13 protein-coding genes are annotated in these 18,004 nt (G+C 68.5%); 4 read left to right on the plus strand and 9 right to left on the minus strand.

Annotated features, from left to right (window positions below; genetic code table 11):
* Positions 1–56: 56 nt before the first annotated feature.
* From rpsD to ACNI3K_RS11185, 3 genes are all read right to left on the minus strand, one after another.
* The gene (rpsD, locus tag ACNI3K_RS11175) at positions 57–683 is read right to left on the minus strand and encodes a 30S ribosomal protein S4 (RefSeq protein WP_419391973.1); all 627 of its coding nucleotides are present in this window, start codon (positions 681–683) and stop codon (positions 57–59) included.
* Between the two features lie 197 nt (positions 684–880).
* Entirely contained in the window at positions 881–2,221 is a 1,341-nt protein-coding gene (locus ACNI3K_RS11180; RefSeq protein WP_419391974.1) for a replication-associated recombination protein A, read from the minus strand.
* 51 nt (positions 2,222–2,272) lie between these two features.
* Positions 2,273–3,724 (minus strand): S-layer homology domain-containing protein, encoded by a 1,452-nt coding sequence (locus ACNI3K_RS11185; protein ID WP_419391975.1) that lies wholly within the window; start codon positions 3,722–3,724, stop codon positions 2,273–2,275.
* Here ACNI3K_RS11185 and ACNI3K_RS11190 point away from each other — a divergent pair.
* The gene (locus tag ACNI3K_RS11190; RefSeq protein ID WP_419391976.1) at positions 3,687–4,112 is read left to right on the plus strand and encodes a hypothetical protein; all 426 of its coding nucleotides are present in this window, start codon (positions 3,687–3,689) and stop codon (positions 4,110–4,112) included. The genes ACNI3K_RS11185 and ACNI3K_RS11190 overlap by 38 nt on opposite strands.
* A gap of 117 nt (positions 4,113–4,229) precedes the next feature.
* Here the strand turns inward: ACNI3K_RS11190 and ACNI3K_RS11195 are convergent, their stop codons facing one another.
* The 3 genes from ACNI3K_RS11195 to hisS form a co-directional block, all read right to left on the minus strand.
* The gene (locus tag ACNI3K_RS11195) at positions 4,230–6,221 is read right to left on the minus strand and encodes a diguanylate cyclase domain-containing protein (RefSeq protein WP_419391977.1); all 1,992 of its coding nucleotides are present in this window, start codon (positions 6,219–6,221) and stop codon (positions 4,230–4,232) included.
* Between the two features lie 257 nt (positions 6,222–6,478).
* Positions 6,479–8,260, minus strand: a complete 1,782-nt coding sequence (gene aspS / locus ACNI3K_RS11200) for an aspartate--tRNA ligase (RefSeq protein ID WP_419391978.1) — start codon at positions 8,258–8,260, stop codon at positions 6,479–6,481.
* A gap of 268 nt (positions 8,261–8,528) precedes the next feature.
* Positions 8,529–9,863 (minus strand): histidine--tRNA ligase, encoded by a 1,335-nt coding sequence (hisS, locus tag ACNI3K_RS11205; protein WP_419391979.1) that lies wholly within the window; start codon positions 9,861–9,863, stop codon positions 8,529–8,531.
* Between the two features lie 110 nt (positions 9,864–9,973).
* On the opposite strand from hisS, the gene ACNI3K_RS11210 reads away from it, so the two are divergent.
* The 3 genes from ACNI3K_RS11210 (at position 9,974) to ACNI3K_RS11220 (ending at position 12,724) form a co-directional block, all read left to right on the plus strand.
* A complete protein-coding gene (locus ACNI3K_RS11210; protein ID WP_419391980.1) occupies positions 9,974–10,822 on the plus strand; it encodes a peptidylprolyl isomerase in 849 nt (282 codons plus the stop codon).
* Positions 10,819–12,180 (plus strand): DUF349 domain-containing protein, encoded by a 1,362-nt coding sequence (locus ACNI3K_RS11215; RefSeq protein ID WP_419391981.1) that lies wholly within the window; start codon positions 10,819–10,821, stop codon positions 12,178–12,180. Before ACNI3K_RS11210 ends, ACNI3K_RS11215 begins: the two co-directional genes overlap by 4 nt.
* Positions 12,181–12,280: 100 nt before the next feature.
* Positions 12,281–12,724: a hypothetical protein gene (locus ACNI3K_RS11220; RefSeq protein ID WP_419391982.1), complete on the plus strand. Its 444-nt coding sequence runs from the start codon at positions 12,281–12,283 to the stop codon at positions 12,722–12,724.
* Here ACNI3K_RS11220 and ACNI3K_RS11225 read toward each other — a convergent pair.
* The 3 genes from ACNI3K_RS11225 to secD all read right to left on the minus strand — a co-directional run bounded on the left by ACNI3K_RS11225 (position 12,679) and on the right by secD (position 17,998).
* Complete coding sequence (locus tag ACNI3K_RS11225; protein WP_419391983.1) at positions 12,679–14,928, minus strand: RelA/SpoT family protein; 2,250 nt, start codon at positions 14,926–14,928, stop codon at positions 12,679–12,681. The two genes, ACNI3K_RS11220 and ACNI3K_RS11225, sit on opposite strands and share 46 nt — an antisense overlap.
* Positions 14,929–15,002: 74 nt before the next feature.
* Positions 15,003–16,088, minus strand: a complete 1,086-nt coding sequence (secF, locus tag ACNI3K_RS11230; RefSeq protein ID WP_419391984.1) for a protein translocase subunit SecF — start codon at positions 16,086–16,088, stop codon at positions 15,003–15,005.
* Positions 16,085–17,998 carry a protein translocase subunit SecD gene (gene secD / locus ACNI3K_RS11235; RefSeq protein ID WP_419391985.1) on the minus strand — a complete coding sequence of 638 codons (1,914 nt, stop codon included), beginning with the start codon at positions 17,996–17,998 and terminating at the stop codon, positions 16,085–16,087. The genes secF and secD overlap by 4 nt, the downstream gene beginning before the upstream one ends.
* Positions 17,999–18,004: the final 6 nt, after the last annotated feature.

The following is an 18,004-nucleotide window of genomic DNA, read 5'->3' on the forward strand; positions in this document are numbered from 1 at the left end:
CGGCCGTTGTCATTCGGCTCGCGAACAAGCCTAGTGCGCGTTACCGCACCACTGATTTAGCGAGCGTAGAACTCGACGACCAGCTGCACTTCGCAGGTCACGGGGACCTCGGCGCGCTTGGGACGACGAACCAGCTCGGTCGACAGCTTCTCGAGCTTGACGTCGAGGTAGTCGGGCACCTCGGGGAGCACGTCGCGGTGTGCACCGGCGGCAGCTGCCATGTAGGGCTCCATCGTGACGGCCTTGGGCTTGACCTGGATGGTCTGGCCCGGCTTCACGCGGAACGACGGACGGTCGACGATCTTGCCGTCGACCATGATGTGGCGGTGCAGCACCGACTGGCGCGCCTGCAGGATGGTGCGGGCGAAGCCGGAGCGCAGCACGAGCGCGTCGAGACGCATCTCGAGCAGCTCGACGAACGCCTCACCGGTCAGACCGGACTCCTTGCGGGCCTCCTCGAAGACGCGAGTCATCTGCTTCTCGCGAAGACCGTACTGGGCGCGCAAGCGCTGCTTCTCACGCAGACGGACCGCGTAGTCGCTTTCCTTGCGGCGCGCGGTGCGGCCGTGCTCGCCCGGAGGGTAAGGACGCTTCTCGAAGTGCTTGACGGCCTTGGGGGTCAATGCGAGACCCAAGGCGCGGGACAGGCGCACCTGGCGGCGCGCGCGCTGAACTGAAGTCAAAATAGATCCTTTGGAGTCTGGTGCCGGTGTTGAACGCGCCGGAGCGTGTTCGTCTGCCATACGTTGATGTGGTCGCGGCGACAGCAGCCAACCGTCCGCGAGGGCTGGTCAATACTAACAGAGCGAGGGGCCGATGTGGGGTAGTGCAGTGCGGCGGCGCTTTCAATTGGGCGGTGCGGCCGTGGAGGGTGTGGCGCCTACTCGCCGCGGCCCAGGTTCTCCCGGATCCGGGTGAGCCGCTCCGACAGCGTGCGCTCGAACCCGAACTCCGTGGGCTGGTAGTAGCGCGCACCCTGCAAGGAATCGGGGAGGTAGTCCTGCTTGGCGACGCCGCCCGGCGCATCGTGCGAGTAGACGTAGTTCTTGCCGTGGCCCAGTCGCTCGGCGCCCGAATAGTGCGCATCCCTGAGGTGCGAGGGCACCACCCCCGCCTTGCCAGCCTTGACGTCCGCGATCGCCGCGTTGATCGCCGCGTAGGCCCGGTTCGACTTGGGCGCCGTGGCCAGATAGGCCGTGGCCTCGGCAAGCGGGATGCGCCCCTCGGGCATGCCGATGAAGCTCACGGCATCCGCCGCCGCCTGCGCGATCACGAGGGCCTGGGGGTCCGCGAGACCCACGTCCTCCGACGCGAGGATCACGAGCCGGCGCGCCAGGAACCTGGGGTCCTCCCCCGCCACGATCATCCGCGCCAGATAGTGCAGCGAAGCGTCGACGTCGGAGCCCCGCACCGACTTGATGAACGCGCTGATCACGTCGTAGTGCTGGTCGCCCGACTTGTCGTAGGCGACCAGCGCCGAATCCATCGCCCGCTCGGTCAGCTCACCGGTGATGGTGGGCGGGTCTCCCCCGCTGCTCAGCGCCGCATCGGCCACAGATTCGAGAAGAGTGAGAGCCTTGCGCGCATCGGCCCCCGCGACGCGGAGCATGTGCTCGCGCGCCTCGGGCGCGAGAACCACCCGGCCGCCCAAACCCCGCTCGTCCTCGACCGCGCGATCCACCAGCGCGCCCAGGTCTTCGCTCGCGAGCGGCTTGAGGGTGACCAGCAACGATCGCGACAGCAGCGGACCGACGACCGAGAAGCTCGGGTTCTCGGTGGTGGCACCGATCAGCGTCACCCACCGGTTCTCGACCGCAGGGAGCAGCGCGTCCTGCTGCGACCGCGTGAACCGGTGGATCTCGTCGATGAACAGCACCGTCTCGCGCTCGCCCGTGGTGACGCGCCTGCGCGAGGCCTCGATGACGGCGCGGACGTCCTTGACGCCCGCCGTGACCGCCGACAGCTCGACGAAGGGTCGCGCGCCGGCCACCAGGTACGCGAGCGTGGTCTTGCCCGTGCCCGGTGGTCCCCACAGGATGACCGACGTCGCCGACGAGCCCTCCTGGACCAGACGGCGCAGCGGCGACCCGTCCGTGAGCAGGTGGGACTGACCCACCACCTCGTCGAGCACGCGCGGGCGCATACGCACCGCGAGCGGTGCATTGGCGCCGGGCTCGGGCACACCCGTGCCCGTGCGCTCGGTCGACTCGAACAGGTCCATGCCTGTCACTCTAGATCGCGCGACCGACTCGCCCGCACGCCCGACCTGTGACTAGTAGCCGATGCTCCTGGCGTAGTCGTCCGGGTCGAACACCGAGTCGATGTCCGCGATCGCGCGCTTGCGCTCGAACACGCCGCGACCCGGATCGCCGGTGCCGTCCGTGGTGTTGCCCTCCACGAGCCAGACGTAATCGCCGTCGACTCGAGAGACGATCCCGGTGTGGGTGGGGCCATTACGCGGCGCCCAGTCCACGAGCGCCACGTGGCCCCGCTTCAGGTCGCTGCGGGACACGTTCTCGTCGAGCACTCCCGACCGCTGCAGCACGCGCGCCCAGTCGGAGTACAAGCCGCGGTGGGGAACGTGGTTCGGGAAGCCAGCGTGGTGGAACGTCCACATCACGAACACCATGCAGTACGGGTTGGTGGTGCCGTACCACGCGCTGTACTTGTTGGTGCGGTTCCCGCCCCGGTACCCGACCTGTGAATAGGCGCGGGACATGACGGGATCCGCGTCGTAGGCCTTGACCGTGTTGAGGTTCGCCGCGGGTGTCCACCCGCGAACGCCCGCGATCGTGACCCACTTCCAACTGCCCTTCGAGACGCCCGTGAAGTATCCACGGGTCCCCTGGCTCACGGTCGCCAGGACCGGAGCGCTGAGGGTGGGCCGCTCGCGGAACTCAACCCTCGAATCCGCGAGACCCACCTTCGCCGAGGCCGCGCTCGGCTTGCTGGTGGTGAGGTACTTGGTTGGCGCCCACGCGATCATGCCGCCCATGCGGACCTGCATCCAGCCGCCTTCGCGCGCGCCGAGATACCGGGCCCTCGTGTGCTTGACGCCGGTGACCACGGCGCTCGAGTCCCAGGTGGGCGCATCACGCAGGTGCAGCTTCGAAGCGGTGATCCACACATCCTTCTGTGCCTCGAGCACCGGATCGGCGGCCTCAACGGGATCGGCACCGTGCTCGAGCCGGTACAGGAACGCCGCCATCGCGTCGCGCGTGACGTTGTCGAAGGGCTTGTACTCGCGGCCCTGCCAGGTGACCCACCCCTGCGAGATCCCCTTCGTGGCGAGCCACTCGATCGCGTTGGTGTGCTCGCTCGACTTCGACGAGTCGACGTAGACAGCCGAGCCGCTCGGGGCGGCGCCGCCCTCGAGTCCATAGATGAAGGAGGCCATCGCGTCGCGTGTCACGGGACGGGTGGGCTTGAACGTGCCGTCGCTGTACCCCTGCGTGACGCCGGCGTGCGCAGCCCACTCGATCTCGGTGTAGAACTCGGATTTCGCGGGAGTCACGTCGGGGAAGGTCGGCTTGCTCGGCAACGGGAAGTCCGGCTCTCCCGCGAAGCGGTAGAGGAACGCGGCCATGGCGTCACGGGTGACGAGGCCGAAAGGCCGGTAGTAGTTGCGGCTGTTCTCGCGGTAGCCCGTCGAGATCCCTTCAGCGCCCATCCAGCGGATCTCGTCGGTGAACTCGGATGACAGCCCCTCGTCCGCGAAGGTCACTGAGGCGACTGACTCGCTCTCCGCGACGGCGGATGTCGAGGCAGAGGACTCATCCTCGCCCGATTCGGCGGGGGGCGCGGATGGCTCGTCAGAGACCTCGGGCGCGGGCTCAGCGTCGGTGCTGGTCGACGGCTCAGTGCTGGTCGACGGCTCAGTGCTTGGCGAGGAGTCCGCGGTGGGCGTGACCGACGGTTCGGGGGAGCTCGCATCGGCGGCGCTTGCCGGAACGGCCACGAACGTCGATAGCGCGGCGATCGACACCGCGGCGGCTAGCCCGGCCCATCTCCGTGAGATCTGCTGCAACACCATTGATCTGCTCCATCTTCCGCGGTCAGTTTCCGCTGACGCGGTGTCCGGACGCGACCCTCACGCGACCATGCACCACTAGACCGGACCTCCCGGCTACTTGTCTCGACTGTAAGCGCGCCTCGGACACGCCGCAACGCCGCCACACGGGGCGCATGTCCGGTTCGTGACCTATTGCACACGGCCACAACCGTCTGGACTAGTGCGACGCCTGGCCTCTCCCGCTGTCCTTGGCCCGGTACATCGCCGTATCGGCCGCCTGGATCAGGCACTCTGGCGACAGGCCCGGCTCGGCGAGCGCTATCCCGACCGACGTGGTGATCGTGTACTGCGTGCCATCAACCTCGAGGGGCTCCGCGAAGGCCTCGACGATGCGGTCGGCGGCAGCGTCCGCGTCGTCGGGTCCTGCGTTCTCACACAGCACGACGAACTCGTCGCCGCCGATGCGCGCCACGGTGTCCTGGCTGCGCGTCACGGCCCGGATTCGCTGCGCGGCGGCCACGATCACGGCATCTCCCGCGCCGTGGCCCTCAGTGTCATTGATCTGCTTGAACCGATCGAGGTCCGCAAACAGCAACGCCGCCGGTGTGCCTCGCTCGAGCCGGGCCAACGCCTGCTGCAGACGGTCGCTCAAGAGTCGACGATTGGGCAGTCCGGTCAACGGGTCGTGGAGGGCGATCCGAGCGAGCTCTGACTCGGCCGCCCGCAACAGGGCAGCGTCCAGGTCGTGGCGGATCTCCGCGGCCTCGAGCAGCGCCATCTCGTCCCACGGCTCGGACTTGCCCGAGACGCTCTCGCTCCACGTCTCGAACGAGTTGCGAGGCGACAGCGCCGTAGCCCTGTTGGCCAAACTTTGGTCTCCCAGCCACGTGACGGAGGAGACCGTCTCCTGCCGGAACCACGCGAGGTAGTCACCGTCTGCACCGAACGGCACCATCAGCACGCCCGCGACCTCCGGCATGAGGGAGTGCAGCCGAGGCAGGTCCGCGCTCAACGAGTCGGACACCACGATCGTCTCGTGGTCCGAGGACAACTCAGCGAACAATCCGGCGCCGATGGCGGCTTCAGGTACGTCGCCAATCGACGTCGACACGCCGTGGACGTGCAGCGTGGCGCCGTCCGCGGGGATCAGATCCAGCAGCGTGAACTCGCCGTGCATCAGGGCCTCTTCAAGGTCCTCCCCCGACTTCACCTGGCGCGCGATGTGCGCGCGGACCGTGCGGACCGCATCCAGACGGGTCAGCCGCTCGATCTCGGCGACCGTGGCCAACTGCATCGACACCTGTCGAGCCAGTACCGCATAGCCCTCGCGCAGGGCGAACGGGACCCGCCGCACCGACCCGTGCGAGCAGGTGATCATGCCGATGAGCTGGTCGCCATGGGTCAGAGACAGCGACATGGTGGTCACCTGGCCCATGTTCCGCATGAACTCCACGTGATGAGGCGAGACGCTGCGCAGCTCCGCGTGACCTAGGTCGAGCGGCTTGCCGGTCGACGGGTTCTCGACCGGGACCATCGCGGCGGGGGGAGCGTCGCCAAGCGCGATGAAGCGAACGAGCTTGGACATGTACAGCTGACGCGCCTGAGCGGGGATGTCGGAAGCCGGAAAGTGCAGTCCGAGGTAAGGCTCGAGACCCTCCTGGACCTCCTCGGCGACGACCTCGCCGTGCCCGTCTGCATGGAACCTGTACACGACCACTCGGTCAAACCCCGTCAGGTTCTTGATCTCGCTGGCCGCCTGGGCGTAGATGTTCGCCACCGAGCCCGCGCCGCTCAGCCGATGGATCGCCGCGTGGACAGCGGACGCAGATTGGTCGCGTTCGATCGCCGGCTCGAATTCGACGACTCCCACGCCATCCGACTCATGGACGATGACGTCGAAGCGTCTGCCGTGGATCCGCGCGGACAACGGGTTGGACGCGAGTCCCCGACGCTCCAAGACTGCGCGGCACTTGTCCACCACGTCCGCACCCACGAGGTGAGCGAGGTCGGTGCCGGCCAGCGCGGCCGCAGAGATGCCGAGCACGTCGATCGAGTTGGCGGACGCCTGGAGCACCTCGAGCGAGTCCAGGTCGACGCTCAGCAACGCGCCGTGCGGCTGGATCGCCCCAGGGTGACGAATCGGCTCGAGCGCACAGGTGTTGAGGCGGTCGCGCTCGTCGACGCTCGTGCTCACCTGTATGTCGGTCATCGATCCACGACCTGGGAAGCACATCCGGCAACAACGTCGACCTCGAGGTCGGCTTGCGTCATCGAGGGACAGCCTTTCCCCAACAGAGCATCGGTGATCTGCATGAGGCACCACCCTTCAGCTTGGACGCCCCGAATATTCGTACCTTCTAGCATCTCACGCCCGGACAGACTCCCCTGCCGGGCTGCGGCGGCAGGACGGCACCTCTCGCGCCGGCTGCGCATCCCCCGCTGCGCAGCCCCTGCCTGCGTGAGGCGCTAGGCCGAGTCGCCGGCCTCGTCGTCCGCGTCCGGCGTGGCGTCCACGCCGGCCTCGGCGCGCTGCTCGGGCGTGATGGGCGCGGGCGCAGCGGTGAGCGGGTCGTAGCCGCCGCCGGACTTGGGGAAGGCGATGACGTCGCGGATCGAGTCCGCTCCCGCCAACAGCGCGACCACGCGGTCCCAGCCGAACGCGATGCCGCCGTGGGGCGGGGCGCCGAAGGAGAAGGCCTCGAGCAGGAACCCGAACTTCTCTTGGGCCTCCTCCTCGCCGATGCCCATCACCTTGAACACGCGCTCCTGCACGTCCTGGCGGTGGATACGGATCGAGCCTCCACCGATCTCGTTGCCGTTGCACACGATGTCGTAGGCGTAGGCCAGCGCCTCGCCCGGAGACGTGTCGAAGTTGTCCAGGTACTCGGGCTTGGGCGAGGTAAACGCGTGGTGCACGGCTGTCCACGCACCGGAGCCCACCGCGACGTCATCGTCGTCCTCGTCGGAGTCGACGGGCTTGAACAGCGGCGCGTCCACGACCCACACGAACTCGAAGCGGTCCTCGTCGATGAGACCCACACGGCGGCCGATTTCGAGCCGCGCGGCACCGAGCAGCGCACGCGAGGGGCCGGGCTTGCCCGCAGCGAAGAACACGCAGTCGCCCGGCTCGGCACCCACGGCCTCAGCCAGGCCGGCGCGCTCCTCGTCCGAGAGGTTCTTGGCGACGGGCCCGGTGAGCTCCCCGTCGGTGCCGATGAGCACATACGCGAGTCCGCGCGCGCCGCGCTGCTTGGCCCAGTCCTGCCACGCATCGAGCGTGCGTCGCGGCTGGTCGGCGCCGCCCGGCATGACGACGGCCCCCACGTAGTCGTTCTGGAACACCCGGAACGGGGTGTCCTTGAAGTACTCGGTGAGCTCGGTGAGCTCAAGCCCGAACCGCAGGTCCGGCTTGTCCGAACCGAACCGAGCCATCGCATCGGCGAAGGTGATGCGCGGGATCGGCGTGGTGATCTCGTGGCCGGCTAGTGCCCACAGCTCGCGGACGATCTCCTCGCCCAGCTCAATCACGTCGTCCTGGTCGACGAAGCTCATCTCGATGTCGAGCTGGGTGAACTCCGGCTGGCGGTCCGCGCGGAAGTCCTCATCCCGATAGCAGCGGGCGATCTGGTAGTAGCGCTCCATGCCTGCCACCATCAGCAGCTGCTTGAACAGCTGAGGCGATTGCGGGAGGGCGTACCAAGAGCCGGGCGCGAGCCGTGCGGGCACCAGGAAGTCACGCGCACCCTCGGGCGTCGAGCGCGTCAGGGTGGGGGTCTCGATCTCGAGGAAGTCGTGCTTGTCGAGAACGCGGCGGGCCGCCTGATTCGCCTTCGAGCGCAGCACCATGTTGGCGCGCGGCTGCGGGCGGCGCAGATCGATGTAGCGGTGCTTGAGACGCGCCTCCTCGCCCACGGTGACGTGCTCGTCGACGGGCATGGGCAGCGGGGCAGACTCGTTCAGGATCGTGACGTCGCTGACCACGACCTCGATTTCGCCGGAGGGCAAGTTCGGGTTCGCGGAGCCCTCGGGGCGGTCGCGGACCTCTCCGGTCACCTGAATGACGTACTCGTTGCGTAAGGAGTGCGCCACCTCCTCGCGGATCACTACCTGGGCGAACCCGGACGCGTCGCGCAGATCGATGAACGCCACTCCCCCGTGATCACGGCGACGGCCCACCCACCCTGCGAGGGTGACGGTCGAGCCGGCGTCGGACGCCCGGAGGTCTCCAGCGAGATGGGTGCGAAGCACAGTCAGCCTTTCTGGCGCGCGAGTGGCGCGCGGGGGTTACGGCGGGAAGCGTGGGTTCGAGTCTAGCGGCGCGGCGTCGTGTGCCCGATGCGGTCGCGCTCACCCCCTCACTCCCCCACCTGTCCGGCACTCTTTGTCGCTTTCAGCAGGTTTCGGGCTCCTGTCCGGCACGGCCCGGTCATGAGTGCCGGACAGGACGGCGCCAGCCCTCAGAACCGACAGTGAGTGCCGGACAGGGATGGAGGAGACAGACGGCCGATGCTGGGGCTCAGTCGGTCACGATGCGCGGGCGAGCGTCCTCGGCCGGCGGCTCCCAGCTCGACGCATCCGCAGCCACCTGGTCTCCCGACCGAATGTCCTTGACCTCGCCCGAGTCCGCGAACCACACGAACGGGATGCCCCGCCGGTCCGCGTACTGGATCTGCTTGCCGAACTTCGCCGCAGCGGGTGCGACCTCGGCCGCGATGCCGCGCGAGCGCAGGGCGTCGGCGATCGCGTTCGATGCCGCACGCGTCGACTCGTCCGTGACGGCCACCAGCACGGCCGACGGCACCGCTCGCGACGCCCTCGCCAGGTCGGCCCCGATCACGCGACTCACGAGGCGGCTCACGCCGATGGACATGCCCACTCCTGGGAAACCGCCGCCAGCGACGAGCGAGTCGTAGCGGCCGCCCGAGCAGATCGATCCCAGGTCCTCGTGACCCGTCAAGAAGGTCTCATACACGGACCCCGTGTAGTAGTCGAGGCCCCGTGCGATCCGCAGGTCCGCCGCCGCGGTGCCGGGAACCGCCGCGTTGACGCCTTCGACCAGCGCCACCAGCTGGGCCAGGCCCTCGCGCAGCTCCGCCTCGGGCCCTGCAATATCGGAGATCGTGGGCGTCGTGGCCCACAGATCCTCCACCGCCCCCACGAAACCCGAGTCCGAGGCGCTGATGCGCGCCAACTCGAGGACAGCATCGGCCGCGCTGGCGCTCACACCCTTGTCCGTGAGCTCCGCCCGCACCCCGTCGGGGCCGATCTTGTCCAACTTGTCGACGCTGCGCAGCGCACCCGCGACATCCTCGACGCCGACGCCCCGGTAGAAGCCCTCGACGAGCCTGCGGTTGTTGACGCGCATGGTCACGGCGGGGATCGGCAGCGCAGCAAGCGCGCGTGCCATCACCACGGCGACCTCGACCTCGAGGTGGGCGGGCAGCGTCTCGCGCCCGACGACGTCGATGTCAGCCTGGTAGAACTCGCGGTAGCGACCCTCCTGCGGCCGCTCGCCGCGCCACACCTTCTGAATCTGGAAGCGCTTGAAGGGGAAGGCCAGCGCGTGCTGGAACTCCTCGACGTAGCGGGCGAATGGCACGGTGAGGTCGAAGTGCAGCCCCACCTTGGCCTCGGCGTCCGGCTCGCCGCCGAGTCGACCGAGCGTGTAGATCTCCTTGGCGGCCTCCGAAGAACCCGCGAGGCGATCGAGCGGCTCGACCGCCCGGGTCTGAATCTCGGCGAATCCATGCACCCGGAATGTCTCTTGCAGCGATTCGATGAGCTGTGCCTCGACGACGCGCTCGGACGGCGTCCACTCGGGGTATCCGGACAGGGGTCTAAGGCGGGCCATGCGGACATTGTTCCACCCCGACGGCGCTGGTCCGTGCGGCGCTCCAAGCCTCCTACAATGGTGCGCCGGGGGCCGCACAGCGACCCCGATCTCGTCCATGAGGAGCCGCAATGTCGCACCCGCGTTCCAAGAGCGCCGCCCGCAGTCGCGACAAGCGACGCCGCGAGGCGCTCGAGCGCAAGCACGCCGAGCGGGACGCCGTCCGTCACAACAGCCGCCGGCGCTGGCGCATTGGCGCTCTCATCGCCGCTGGGCTGGCCGCCGTCGCGCTCGTGGTGTGGGTGCTGATCACCCTGCTCGGATCGGACGACGAGGGCGTCGCCGCACCGAGCGCTACCGCTACCCCCGAGACGACCTCAGAGCCCACGGCCACCACGAGTCCCGCGTCCACCGCGACGACGGACTCCGGAGACATCGGATGGTCGACGTCCGGCGAGGCCCCCGACCCAGCGCTCGCCGAGGGACGCACGTGGACGGCGACGCTCGCCACCAACGTGGGCGACATCGTGGTCGAGCTCGATGGAGAGGCCGCCCCGCAGGCCGTCGCCAGCTTCGTCGCACTGTCGCAGGAGGGGTTCTTCGACCAGACCGAGTGCCACCGGCTCGTCACCTCCGGCATCTTCGTGCTGCAGTGTGGCGATCCGCTCGGCACCGGTGGTGGCGGCCCCAGCTACCGCTACGGCCCCATCGAGAATGCACCCGAGGACGACGTCTACCCAGCCGGCACGCTCGCCATGGCCCGTGTGGGCAATGACGGCGAGTCGATGGGCAGTCAGTTCTTCGTGGTCTACCAGGACTCCACCATTCCCTCTGACGCCGCCGGCGGCTACACCGTGTTCGGGCAGGTCACCGAGGGTCTGAGTATTGTGGAGGACGTTGCCAGTGCCGGAACGATCACAGGCGAGCCCGACGGACGCCCGGCACAGTCCGTCATCGTGAACGAGGTGTCCCTGTCATGACCACCCCCAAGCCCAAGCCGATTCCGAAGCCCGGACCGCCCGCAAGCCCAAGTCCCGCCGTCGTCGCAGCGCACGCGTCTCACCCGACCAGGGTGCCCGTCGCGAGCGATGTGTCTGACGAGGAGCTGGCCGCTGCGGCGACCCACGGAGCCGTCGAGGCCGACGAGGTCACGGTCAAGGACGGCGACGCCACCCGCGTCGTCGGACCCGCCAAGGGCACCGACCCCCTCAAGCCCTACGTCAGGGCGTACTTCGAGCTCAAGGCCTCGATCGAGCGCTTCCACGCCCGGCTCGAGTCCGCCGAGCTCTCCCCGAAGGACATCGAGGATGCCCTGACGGGGCTGCGCGAGTCCGTCGCCGAGCCCAAGGCCGTGGGCGACCTCGCAGCGCTGCGCGAGCGGCTCGATGTGGTGGCCGGTGAGGCGGAGGCGATCCGTGAGCGCATTCAGGAGGAGCGGCGCGTCGCCCGCGAGGCGGCACTTGCCGACCGCGAGCGGATCGTCGCCCGCGCCGAGGAGATCGCCGCGAAGCCCGAGTCACAGATTCACTGGAAAAACGACACCGCGGAGCTGCGGTCACTGCTCGACGAGTGGAAGGCCGCTCAGCGCGGCAACGCCCGCCTTGCCAAGGACTCCGAGAAGGCGCTGTGGAAGCGTTTCACCACCGCGCGCTCGTCGTTCGAAAAGGCCCGCAAGCATCACTTCGCCGAGTTGGATCGCGCCAACTCGACCGTCGCGTCACGCAAGGAGGAACTCGCCGCCAAGGCCGAGCTCCTCGCGGAGTCGACGGACTGGGACCGCACCGCCCGCGAGTTCCGCGACCTGATGGCCGAGTGGAAGACCTCGGGTCGCGGTCGCCGGAGCGTGGACGATGCTCTCTGGAAGCGTTTCCAGACCGCGCAGGACGCGTTCTTCGACGCGCGCCGTGCCGCATCCGAGGCCGAGAACGATGCACTTGCCGGCAACGTCGAGGCCAAGGAGGCCGCGGTCGCGGAGGCGGAGGCGCTTCTCCCCATCACGGACTTGAACGCCGCCAAGCAGGCGCTGCGCGGCGCCCAGGACCGCTTCGAGGAGGCGGGCATGGTTCCCCGTGCTGACGTGGCGCGTCTCAACAAGCGCATGGGCGCGGTCGAGAAGGCCGTGCGCGACGCCGAGGACGCCCGTTGGAACCAGCGCAACCCCGAGATCGAGAGGCGTGCCTCCGGTGCCGCCGCTCAGCTCCAGTCGGCGATCGCCGGACTCGAGGCCGATCTTGCCAAGGCCGAGGCCAAGGGCGACAAGCGCCGCATCAAGGAGGCCGAGGAGGCACTCGCGGCGCGCCGCTCGTGGCTCGAGCAGATCGAGGGCGTCGTTAAGTAGTCCGGGTGGATGACGGCGACGCAAGCCTGAGGCCGATGCTGTCCACAGGTGCGCGCCGCCGCTCGGCAGGGTATGCGGCGGGCGTAGCACACTGCCGCGCATGTGGATCGTCACGCGTGCCGAGGTGGGCCGCCTCGCCTTCGGCAGGCTCGTGCGCGACGGCATCGTCGCGCCGCTGATACCCGGCGTCGCGCTGCCGCGCGACGTTCCCGATGCTCCGCGGGTGCGGCGTCACGTGCTGGCACAGTGCGTGCCGCTGGGATGCCAGGCGACCGGCGCGGCGGCTCTGTGGGCGCACGGCGAGGCCGACACCCCGTCGGTGATTCACGCCCGTGGCCCGGCGGGCCGGCATGTGCGCAACTGGACCGGTCCGCTTCCCGTGGTGTTCCACGGCGTCGGCGTGGCTCCGCCCGGAGGAGCCGTCGCGGACGTCGACACCGCCGTGGCGGACGCCCTGCGGTGGGCGGAGCTCCAGACGGCCGATGCGGTCGCGGCCGGTCAGTACGGGCGGCGCTTGGCTCCGGTCAGGCGACGGGCGTCGTAGACGCCGTCGATCTTGCGGACCGCCGCGATGACGGCGCCCAGGTGCGACGGATCGGCCATCTCGAAGGTGAACGTGTTGAGGGCCACGCGGTCCTGATTAGTCTGCACGTGGGCGCCAAGGATGTTCACGTGATAGTCGGACAGCACGCGCACCACGTCGCTCAGCAGGCGGTTGCGGTCGAGCGCCTCGACCTCGATCTGCACCATGAACGTCGCGTCGGACTGACCGGTCCACTGGACATCGATGAACCGCTCCGGCTCGTTCTGCAGTGCGATGACGTTCTGGCAGTCGGCACGGTGCACGCTCACTCCGTGGCCGCGCGTCACGAAGCCACGGATCGGGTCGCCAGGGACAGGAGTGCAGCACCTGGCGAGCTTGACCACCACGTCTGTCAGGCCGTGCACGGAGATGCCGGGGTCGCCCCGGCGTGCCCGGGTGGCGCCGGTGCCGGGCCGGGTGATCTCGGTGACGTCCTCGTCGGCGCCCTCGGTGCCGCCCACGGCATCGACCATGCGAGCGACCACGTCGCCCGCCTGCTCCTTGTGCTCGCCGATGGCCGCGTACAGCGTCTCGACATCCTCGTAGTGCATCTCCTTGGCCAGCGCAAGCAGCGTCGACTTCGACATCAGGCGCTGCATCGGCAGGTGCTGACGACGAATCGCGCGGGCGAGCATGTCCCGGCCCGTCTCGATCGACTCCTCGCGGCGCTCACGTGTGAACCACTGACGGATCTTGTTGCGCGCGCGAGCCGACTGGACGAAGTCGAGCCAGTCCCGTTTGGGGTGTGCGTTCTCGTCCGAGGTGGTGAGCACGTCCACCGTGTCGCCATTGTCCAGCGTCGTGTCCAGCGGCACCAGCCTGCCGTTCACCTTGGCACCGATGGTCTTGTGGCCCACCTCGGTGTGCACGGCGTACGCGAAGTCGACGGGGGTGGCGCCCTGGGGCAGCGCCAGCAGCTTGCCGCGGGGGGTGAAGACGTACACCTCGGCGCGCGAGATCTCCCCACGCAATGCGTCGAGGAACTCCGTGGGGTCTGCGGTCTCCTGCTGCCAGTCGGCGATCTGGCGCAGCCAGCCCATGTCGTTGCTGCCCCCGCCGGTGCCGCCGCCGCGCTCCTTGTAGCGCCAGTGCGACGCCAGGCCGTACTCGGCGCGGCGGTGCATCTCGTGCGTGCGGATCTGCAGTTCGACGGGCTTGCCGCTGGGGCCGATGACGGTGGTGTGGAGCGACTGGTACAGGTTGAACTTGGGCATCGCGATGTAGTCCTTGAAGCGGCCCGGCACCGGCTGGTACCGCGCGTGCATCGCGCCTAGCACGGCGTAGCAGTCCCGCACCGATTCGACCAGGATGCGCATGCCCACCAGGTCGTAGATCTCATTGAGGTCGCGGCCTCGCACGATCATCTTCTGATAGACCGAGTAGTAGTGCTTGGGACGCCCGGTGATGACGCCCCGAATCTTCATGTTCTTGAGCTCGGTCTCGATCTCCGCGCGGATCTCCGCCAGGTAGCGCTCACGCTCGGGAGCACGCTCGGCGACGACGTCGACGATCTCCTGGTAGATCTTCGGGTACAGCGTCTTGAACGACAGGTCCTCGAGCTCCCACTTGATCGCGTTGAGGCCCATGCGGTGAGCCAGCGGAGCGTAGATCTCGAGAGTCTCCTGGGCCTTGCGCCGCGCACTCTCGGGCGAGACGTGCTGCCAGGTGCGGGCGTTGTGGAGCCGGTCCGCGAGCTTGAGGAGCAGCACGCGGATGTCCTTGGCCATCGCCACGACCATCTTGCGGACGGTCTCCGCTTGCGACGCGTCGCCGTACGAGACCTTGTCCAGCTTGGTGACGCCGTCCACGAAGGACGCGACCTCGTCGCCGAACTCGTCGCGGATCCGGTCCAGGGGGTGAGTGGTGTCCTCCACTACGTCGTGCAGCAGCGCCGCAGCGATCACCGTCTCCGGCAGCCCCATGTCCGCGATGATCTGCGCCACCGCAATGGGATGGATGATGTACGGCTCACCACTCTTGCGCTGCTGCCCCTGATGCGCCTCGTCGGCGATCCGGTACGCCCGCTCGATCATCCCGGTCTTGGCGCGCGGATACATGCGCCGGTACGTGTCCAACACACCGTCGATGGCCGTCGGCTCCTTCGCCGGCCGGCGCAGGAACGCGAGCGGTCCCGTGGGCGGCGACGACGAGCGGGTCTCCGTCACTCAGGCCTCCTTCACGGTTCGCGGACGCGTACGTTCCACTGCAGGAGGCCCAGTCTACTGTCGGCCCAAGGGGGCTAGTGGCGGCCCTTGCGACGCGGCTGTGCCTGAGTCCCCCGGTGCTCGCCTGGCTGCAGCGCACCCACCTTGACGGTGCCGTCCTCGCGCGTCACCACCTCGGACTCGCCGGACTCGCGCATCGCCAGCACCTTGGCCGTGTGCTCCTGGATCCGGGTCTCGCGGCCACGGAACGCCACCTCCAGCGGGGTGGCGACGAACACGGACGAGTACGTACCGACCGCCATACCGACGAACAGCGCCAACGCGATGTCCTTCAGCGTGCCTGCACCCAGTAGGAACGATCCGATGAAGAGGATCGCGCCCACGGGAAGCAGCGCCACGACGGACGTGTTGATCGACCGGACCAGCGTCTGGTTGACGGCGAGGTTCGCGAGTTCGGCGTACGTGTAGCGGTTCTGAGCGGTCAGGTCGTGGGTGTTCTCCTTGACCTTGTCGAACACCACCACCGTGTCGTAGAGCGAGTATCCGAGAATCGTCAGGAACCCGATCACGGACGCCGGCGTCACCTCGAAGCCCACGAGAGCGTAGATGCCGACGGTGAACAGCAGGTCGTGCAGCAGTGCCACGATCGCCGCGGCCGCCATGCGCCATGCACGGAAGTAGAGCGTGATGACGGTGAACACCAAGAGCAGGAAGACCACGAGCGCCTGGAGCGCGGCGTTGCCCACCGACTCGCCCCACGTGGGGCCGATCTGGTCAAAACTGATGTCATCCGTGGAGATGCCGTATGCCTCGGCCAGCGCGGCGCTGAGCTCTCGCTGGTCGGCGTCCTCCAGAACGCCGAGCTGAACGCGGATGTCGTTCTCGCCGAGCACGCTCACGCGCGGCACCTGTGCGGCGTCCACCTCAGCCACCGCATCTTCGGCGAGCAAGGTGTTCGTGTCATCGACGTCCGCAAGCACGTACTGGGTGCCGCCGGTGAAGTCGATGCCGGGGTTCAGGCCCTTGCCGAGCAGCAGTCCGAGCGCCGCCAGCATCAGGACCGCGGAGGCGATGAAGAACCGGGCGCGGTTCTGGACGATCGGGTAGGTCTTCTCTCCCGAGTGGAGCCTGTTGCCCCACGTGCCGAGGTTCGAGCTCATCGCACATCCCCCTTTGCATCGTCGTCCGGTGATCGGGGCGCATCGGCTCCCCCGACGGTGGCGGGTTCGCCGGTCTGCTCGGCGCGACGCGCCGCCGCCTTGCGCTCCGCGAGCGTCAGGCCGTCGTCACTGGCGACCGTGGCCGAACCAGAGCGCACGCGGCCGCGTCCCTTGTACAGGGCCTCACGGCCGAGCTGGCGCGGGTCGAGCCCCGACCAGCGGTGACCCTCGCCGAAGAACTTGGTGCGGGCGAGGAGGACCATGAGCGGGTGCGTGAACAGGAACACCACGAGCACGTCGAGCAGCGTCGTGAGGCCCAGCGTGAACGCGAAGCCCCTCACGCCGCCCACGGCGAGCGTGTACAGGGTGACCGCTGCGAGCAGCGACACCGCGTCCGAGGCGAGGATCGTGCGGCGTGCGCGCCGCCAGGCGTGGTCGACGGCCGAGGTCAACGACCTGCCCTCGCGCAGCTCATCGCGGATTCGCTCGAAGTACACGATGAACGAGTCCGCGGTCACACCGACGGCGATGATCAGGCCCGCGACGCCAGCCAGCGACAGCCGGTAGCCGATCCCCCACGACAACAGGGAAATCACTCCCAGCGTGGAGCCTCCGACGATGATGAGCGACGCGATGGTGACGAATCCGAGAGCGCGGTACTGGAACAGCGAGTACGCGAACACGAGCAGTAGCCCGATTGCTCCGGCGATCAGGCCCTTCTCGAGCTGGTCGGCACCGAGAGTCGCGGAGATCTGCTGGTTGGACTGCACCTCGAGGCTGAGCGGCAGCGCACCGAACCTGAGCTGATTGGCGAGCTGCTCCGCCTGGTCCTGCGTGAAGCTTCCGGTGATGGAGGCCTCGCCGTTGGTGATGCGGGACTGCACGGTCGCGTTCGAGATGACCACGCCGTCGAGCACGATCGCGAACTGGTTGCGAGGCTCCTCAAGATTGATGAGTCGCGTGGTGACGTCACCGAACTTCTCGGCGCCCTCGCTGTTGAACTGCAGGCGGACCTCGAAGCGCCCGGTCATCGTGCCGGTCTGCGAGGTCTCGGGCCCGCTGGTGGCGGTCGCGAGGTCGTCGCCCTCGACCTCCACAGGTCCCATCGCAAGCTTGCCGGCGCCGAACTCGGCGCACGCCACATAGCCGGAGTCGGGGTCGCCCATCGTGCGGCCGGACCAGTTCTCGGGGTTCAGGCAGTTCAGCGACTCGTATTCCGAGATCACGTCTTCGGTGAGCCATGCGAACGAGGAGGGGTCTTCGGGCTCCGCAGCCGCGTCCCCGGGGGCAGCCGTCGCGGCAGGCGTCGGCTCCGTCTCCGGCTCGGTGGTCGGTTCGGCCGATGCGGTGGCGTCGGCTCCGGTGACGACGTTCGCCACTTCCGAGGCAGTGGGCGACGGCTCTGCGGTGGGCTCGGGCGATGCGCTGGGGCTCGGGTCCACGAGGTCGGCCGCGCCAGGCACAGGGGTCGGCTCCGCGCTCGGGCTGGTGGCGGGCAGGTCCTCGCTGAGCGGCGCCGGGTCGCCGACGAGCAGCACCGGACGGAACTGCAGCTGAGCGGCCTGCGACACGAGGTCGATGACCTCGTCGGACGGATTGCCCGGCAGACCCACGACGATGTTGTTGCCCTGGGTGGTGATTTCCGCCTCGGCGACACCGGAAGCGTCCACGCGGTTGCGGATCACCTCGACGGCCTGCTCCAGGTCGGTCTGCTCGATCTCCTGCTCAGCGCCCTCGTCGAGCACTGGGGTCAGGATGATCTGGCGACCACCCGCGAGGTCGAGCGCGAGGCCCGGGGTCCACGATGCGTTGCCCGTCAGGGCACCGCCGGATAGCAGCCCGAAGATAGCGATCAGGATCGCTCCGAGCCAGATCAGCGACTTACGCGCGCTCTTGGTGACTTTCGACACAGAATT

Origin of the sequence: Demequina ureilytica, assembly GCF_048553575.1 — a bacterium.
In the GTDB taxonomy this organism is placed as follows: Bacteria; Actinomycetota; Actinomycetes; order Actinomycetales; family Demequinaceae; genus Demequina.

Coding starts and splice junctions, on each gene's coding strand:
- ACNI3K_RS11180 (WP_419391974.1), bottom strand. CDS start 2,221: ATGGACCTGTTCGAGTCGACCGAGCGCACGGGCACGGGTGTGCCCGAG.
- ACNI3K_RS11195 (WP_419391977.1), bottom strand. CDS start 6,221: ATGACCGACATACAGGTGAGCACGAGCGTCGACGAGCGCGACCGCCTC.
- hisS (WP_419391979.1), bottom strand. CDS start 9,863: ATGGCCCGCCTTAGACCCCTGTCCGGATACCCCGAGTGGACGCCGTCC.
- ACNI3K_RS11210 (WP_419391980.1), top strand. CDS start 9,974: ATGTCGCACCCGCGTTCCAAGAGCGCCGCCCGCAGTCGCGACAAGCGA.
- ACNI3K_RS11215 (WP_419391981.1), top strand. CDS start 10,819: ATGACCACCCCCAAGCCCAAGCCGATTCCGAAGCCCGGACCGCCCGCA.
- ACNI3K_RS11220 (WP_419391982.1), top strand. CDS start 12,281: ATGTGGATCGTCACGCGTGCCGAGGTGGGCCGCCTCGCCTTCGGCAGG.
- secF (WP_419391984.1), bottom strand. CDS start 16,088: ATGAGCTCGAACCTCGGCACGTGGGGCAACAGGCTCCACTCGGGAGAG.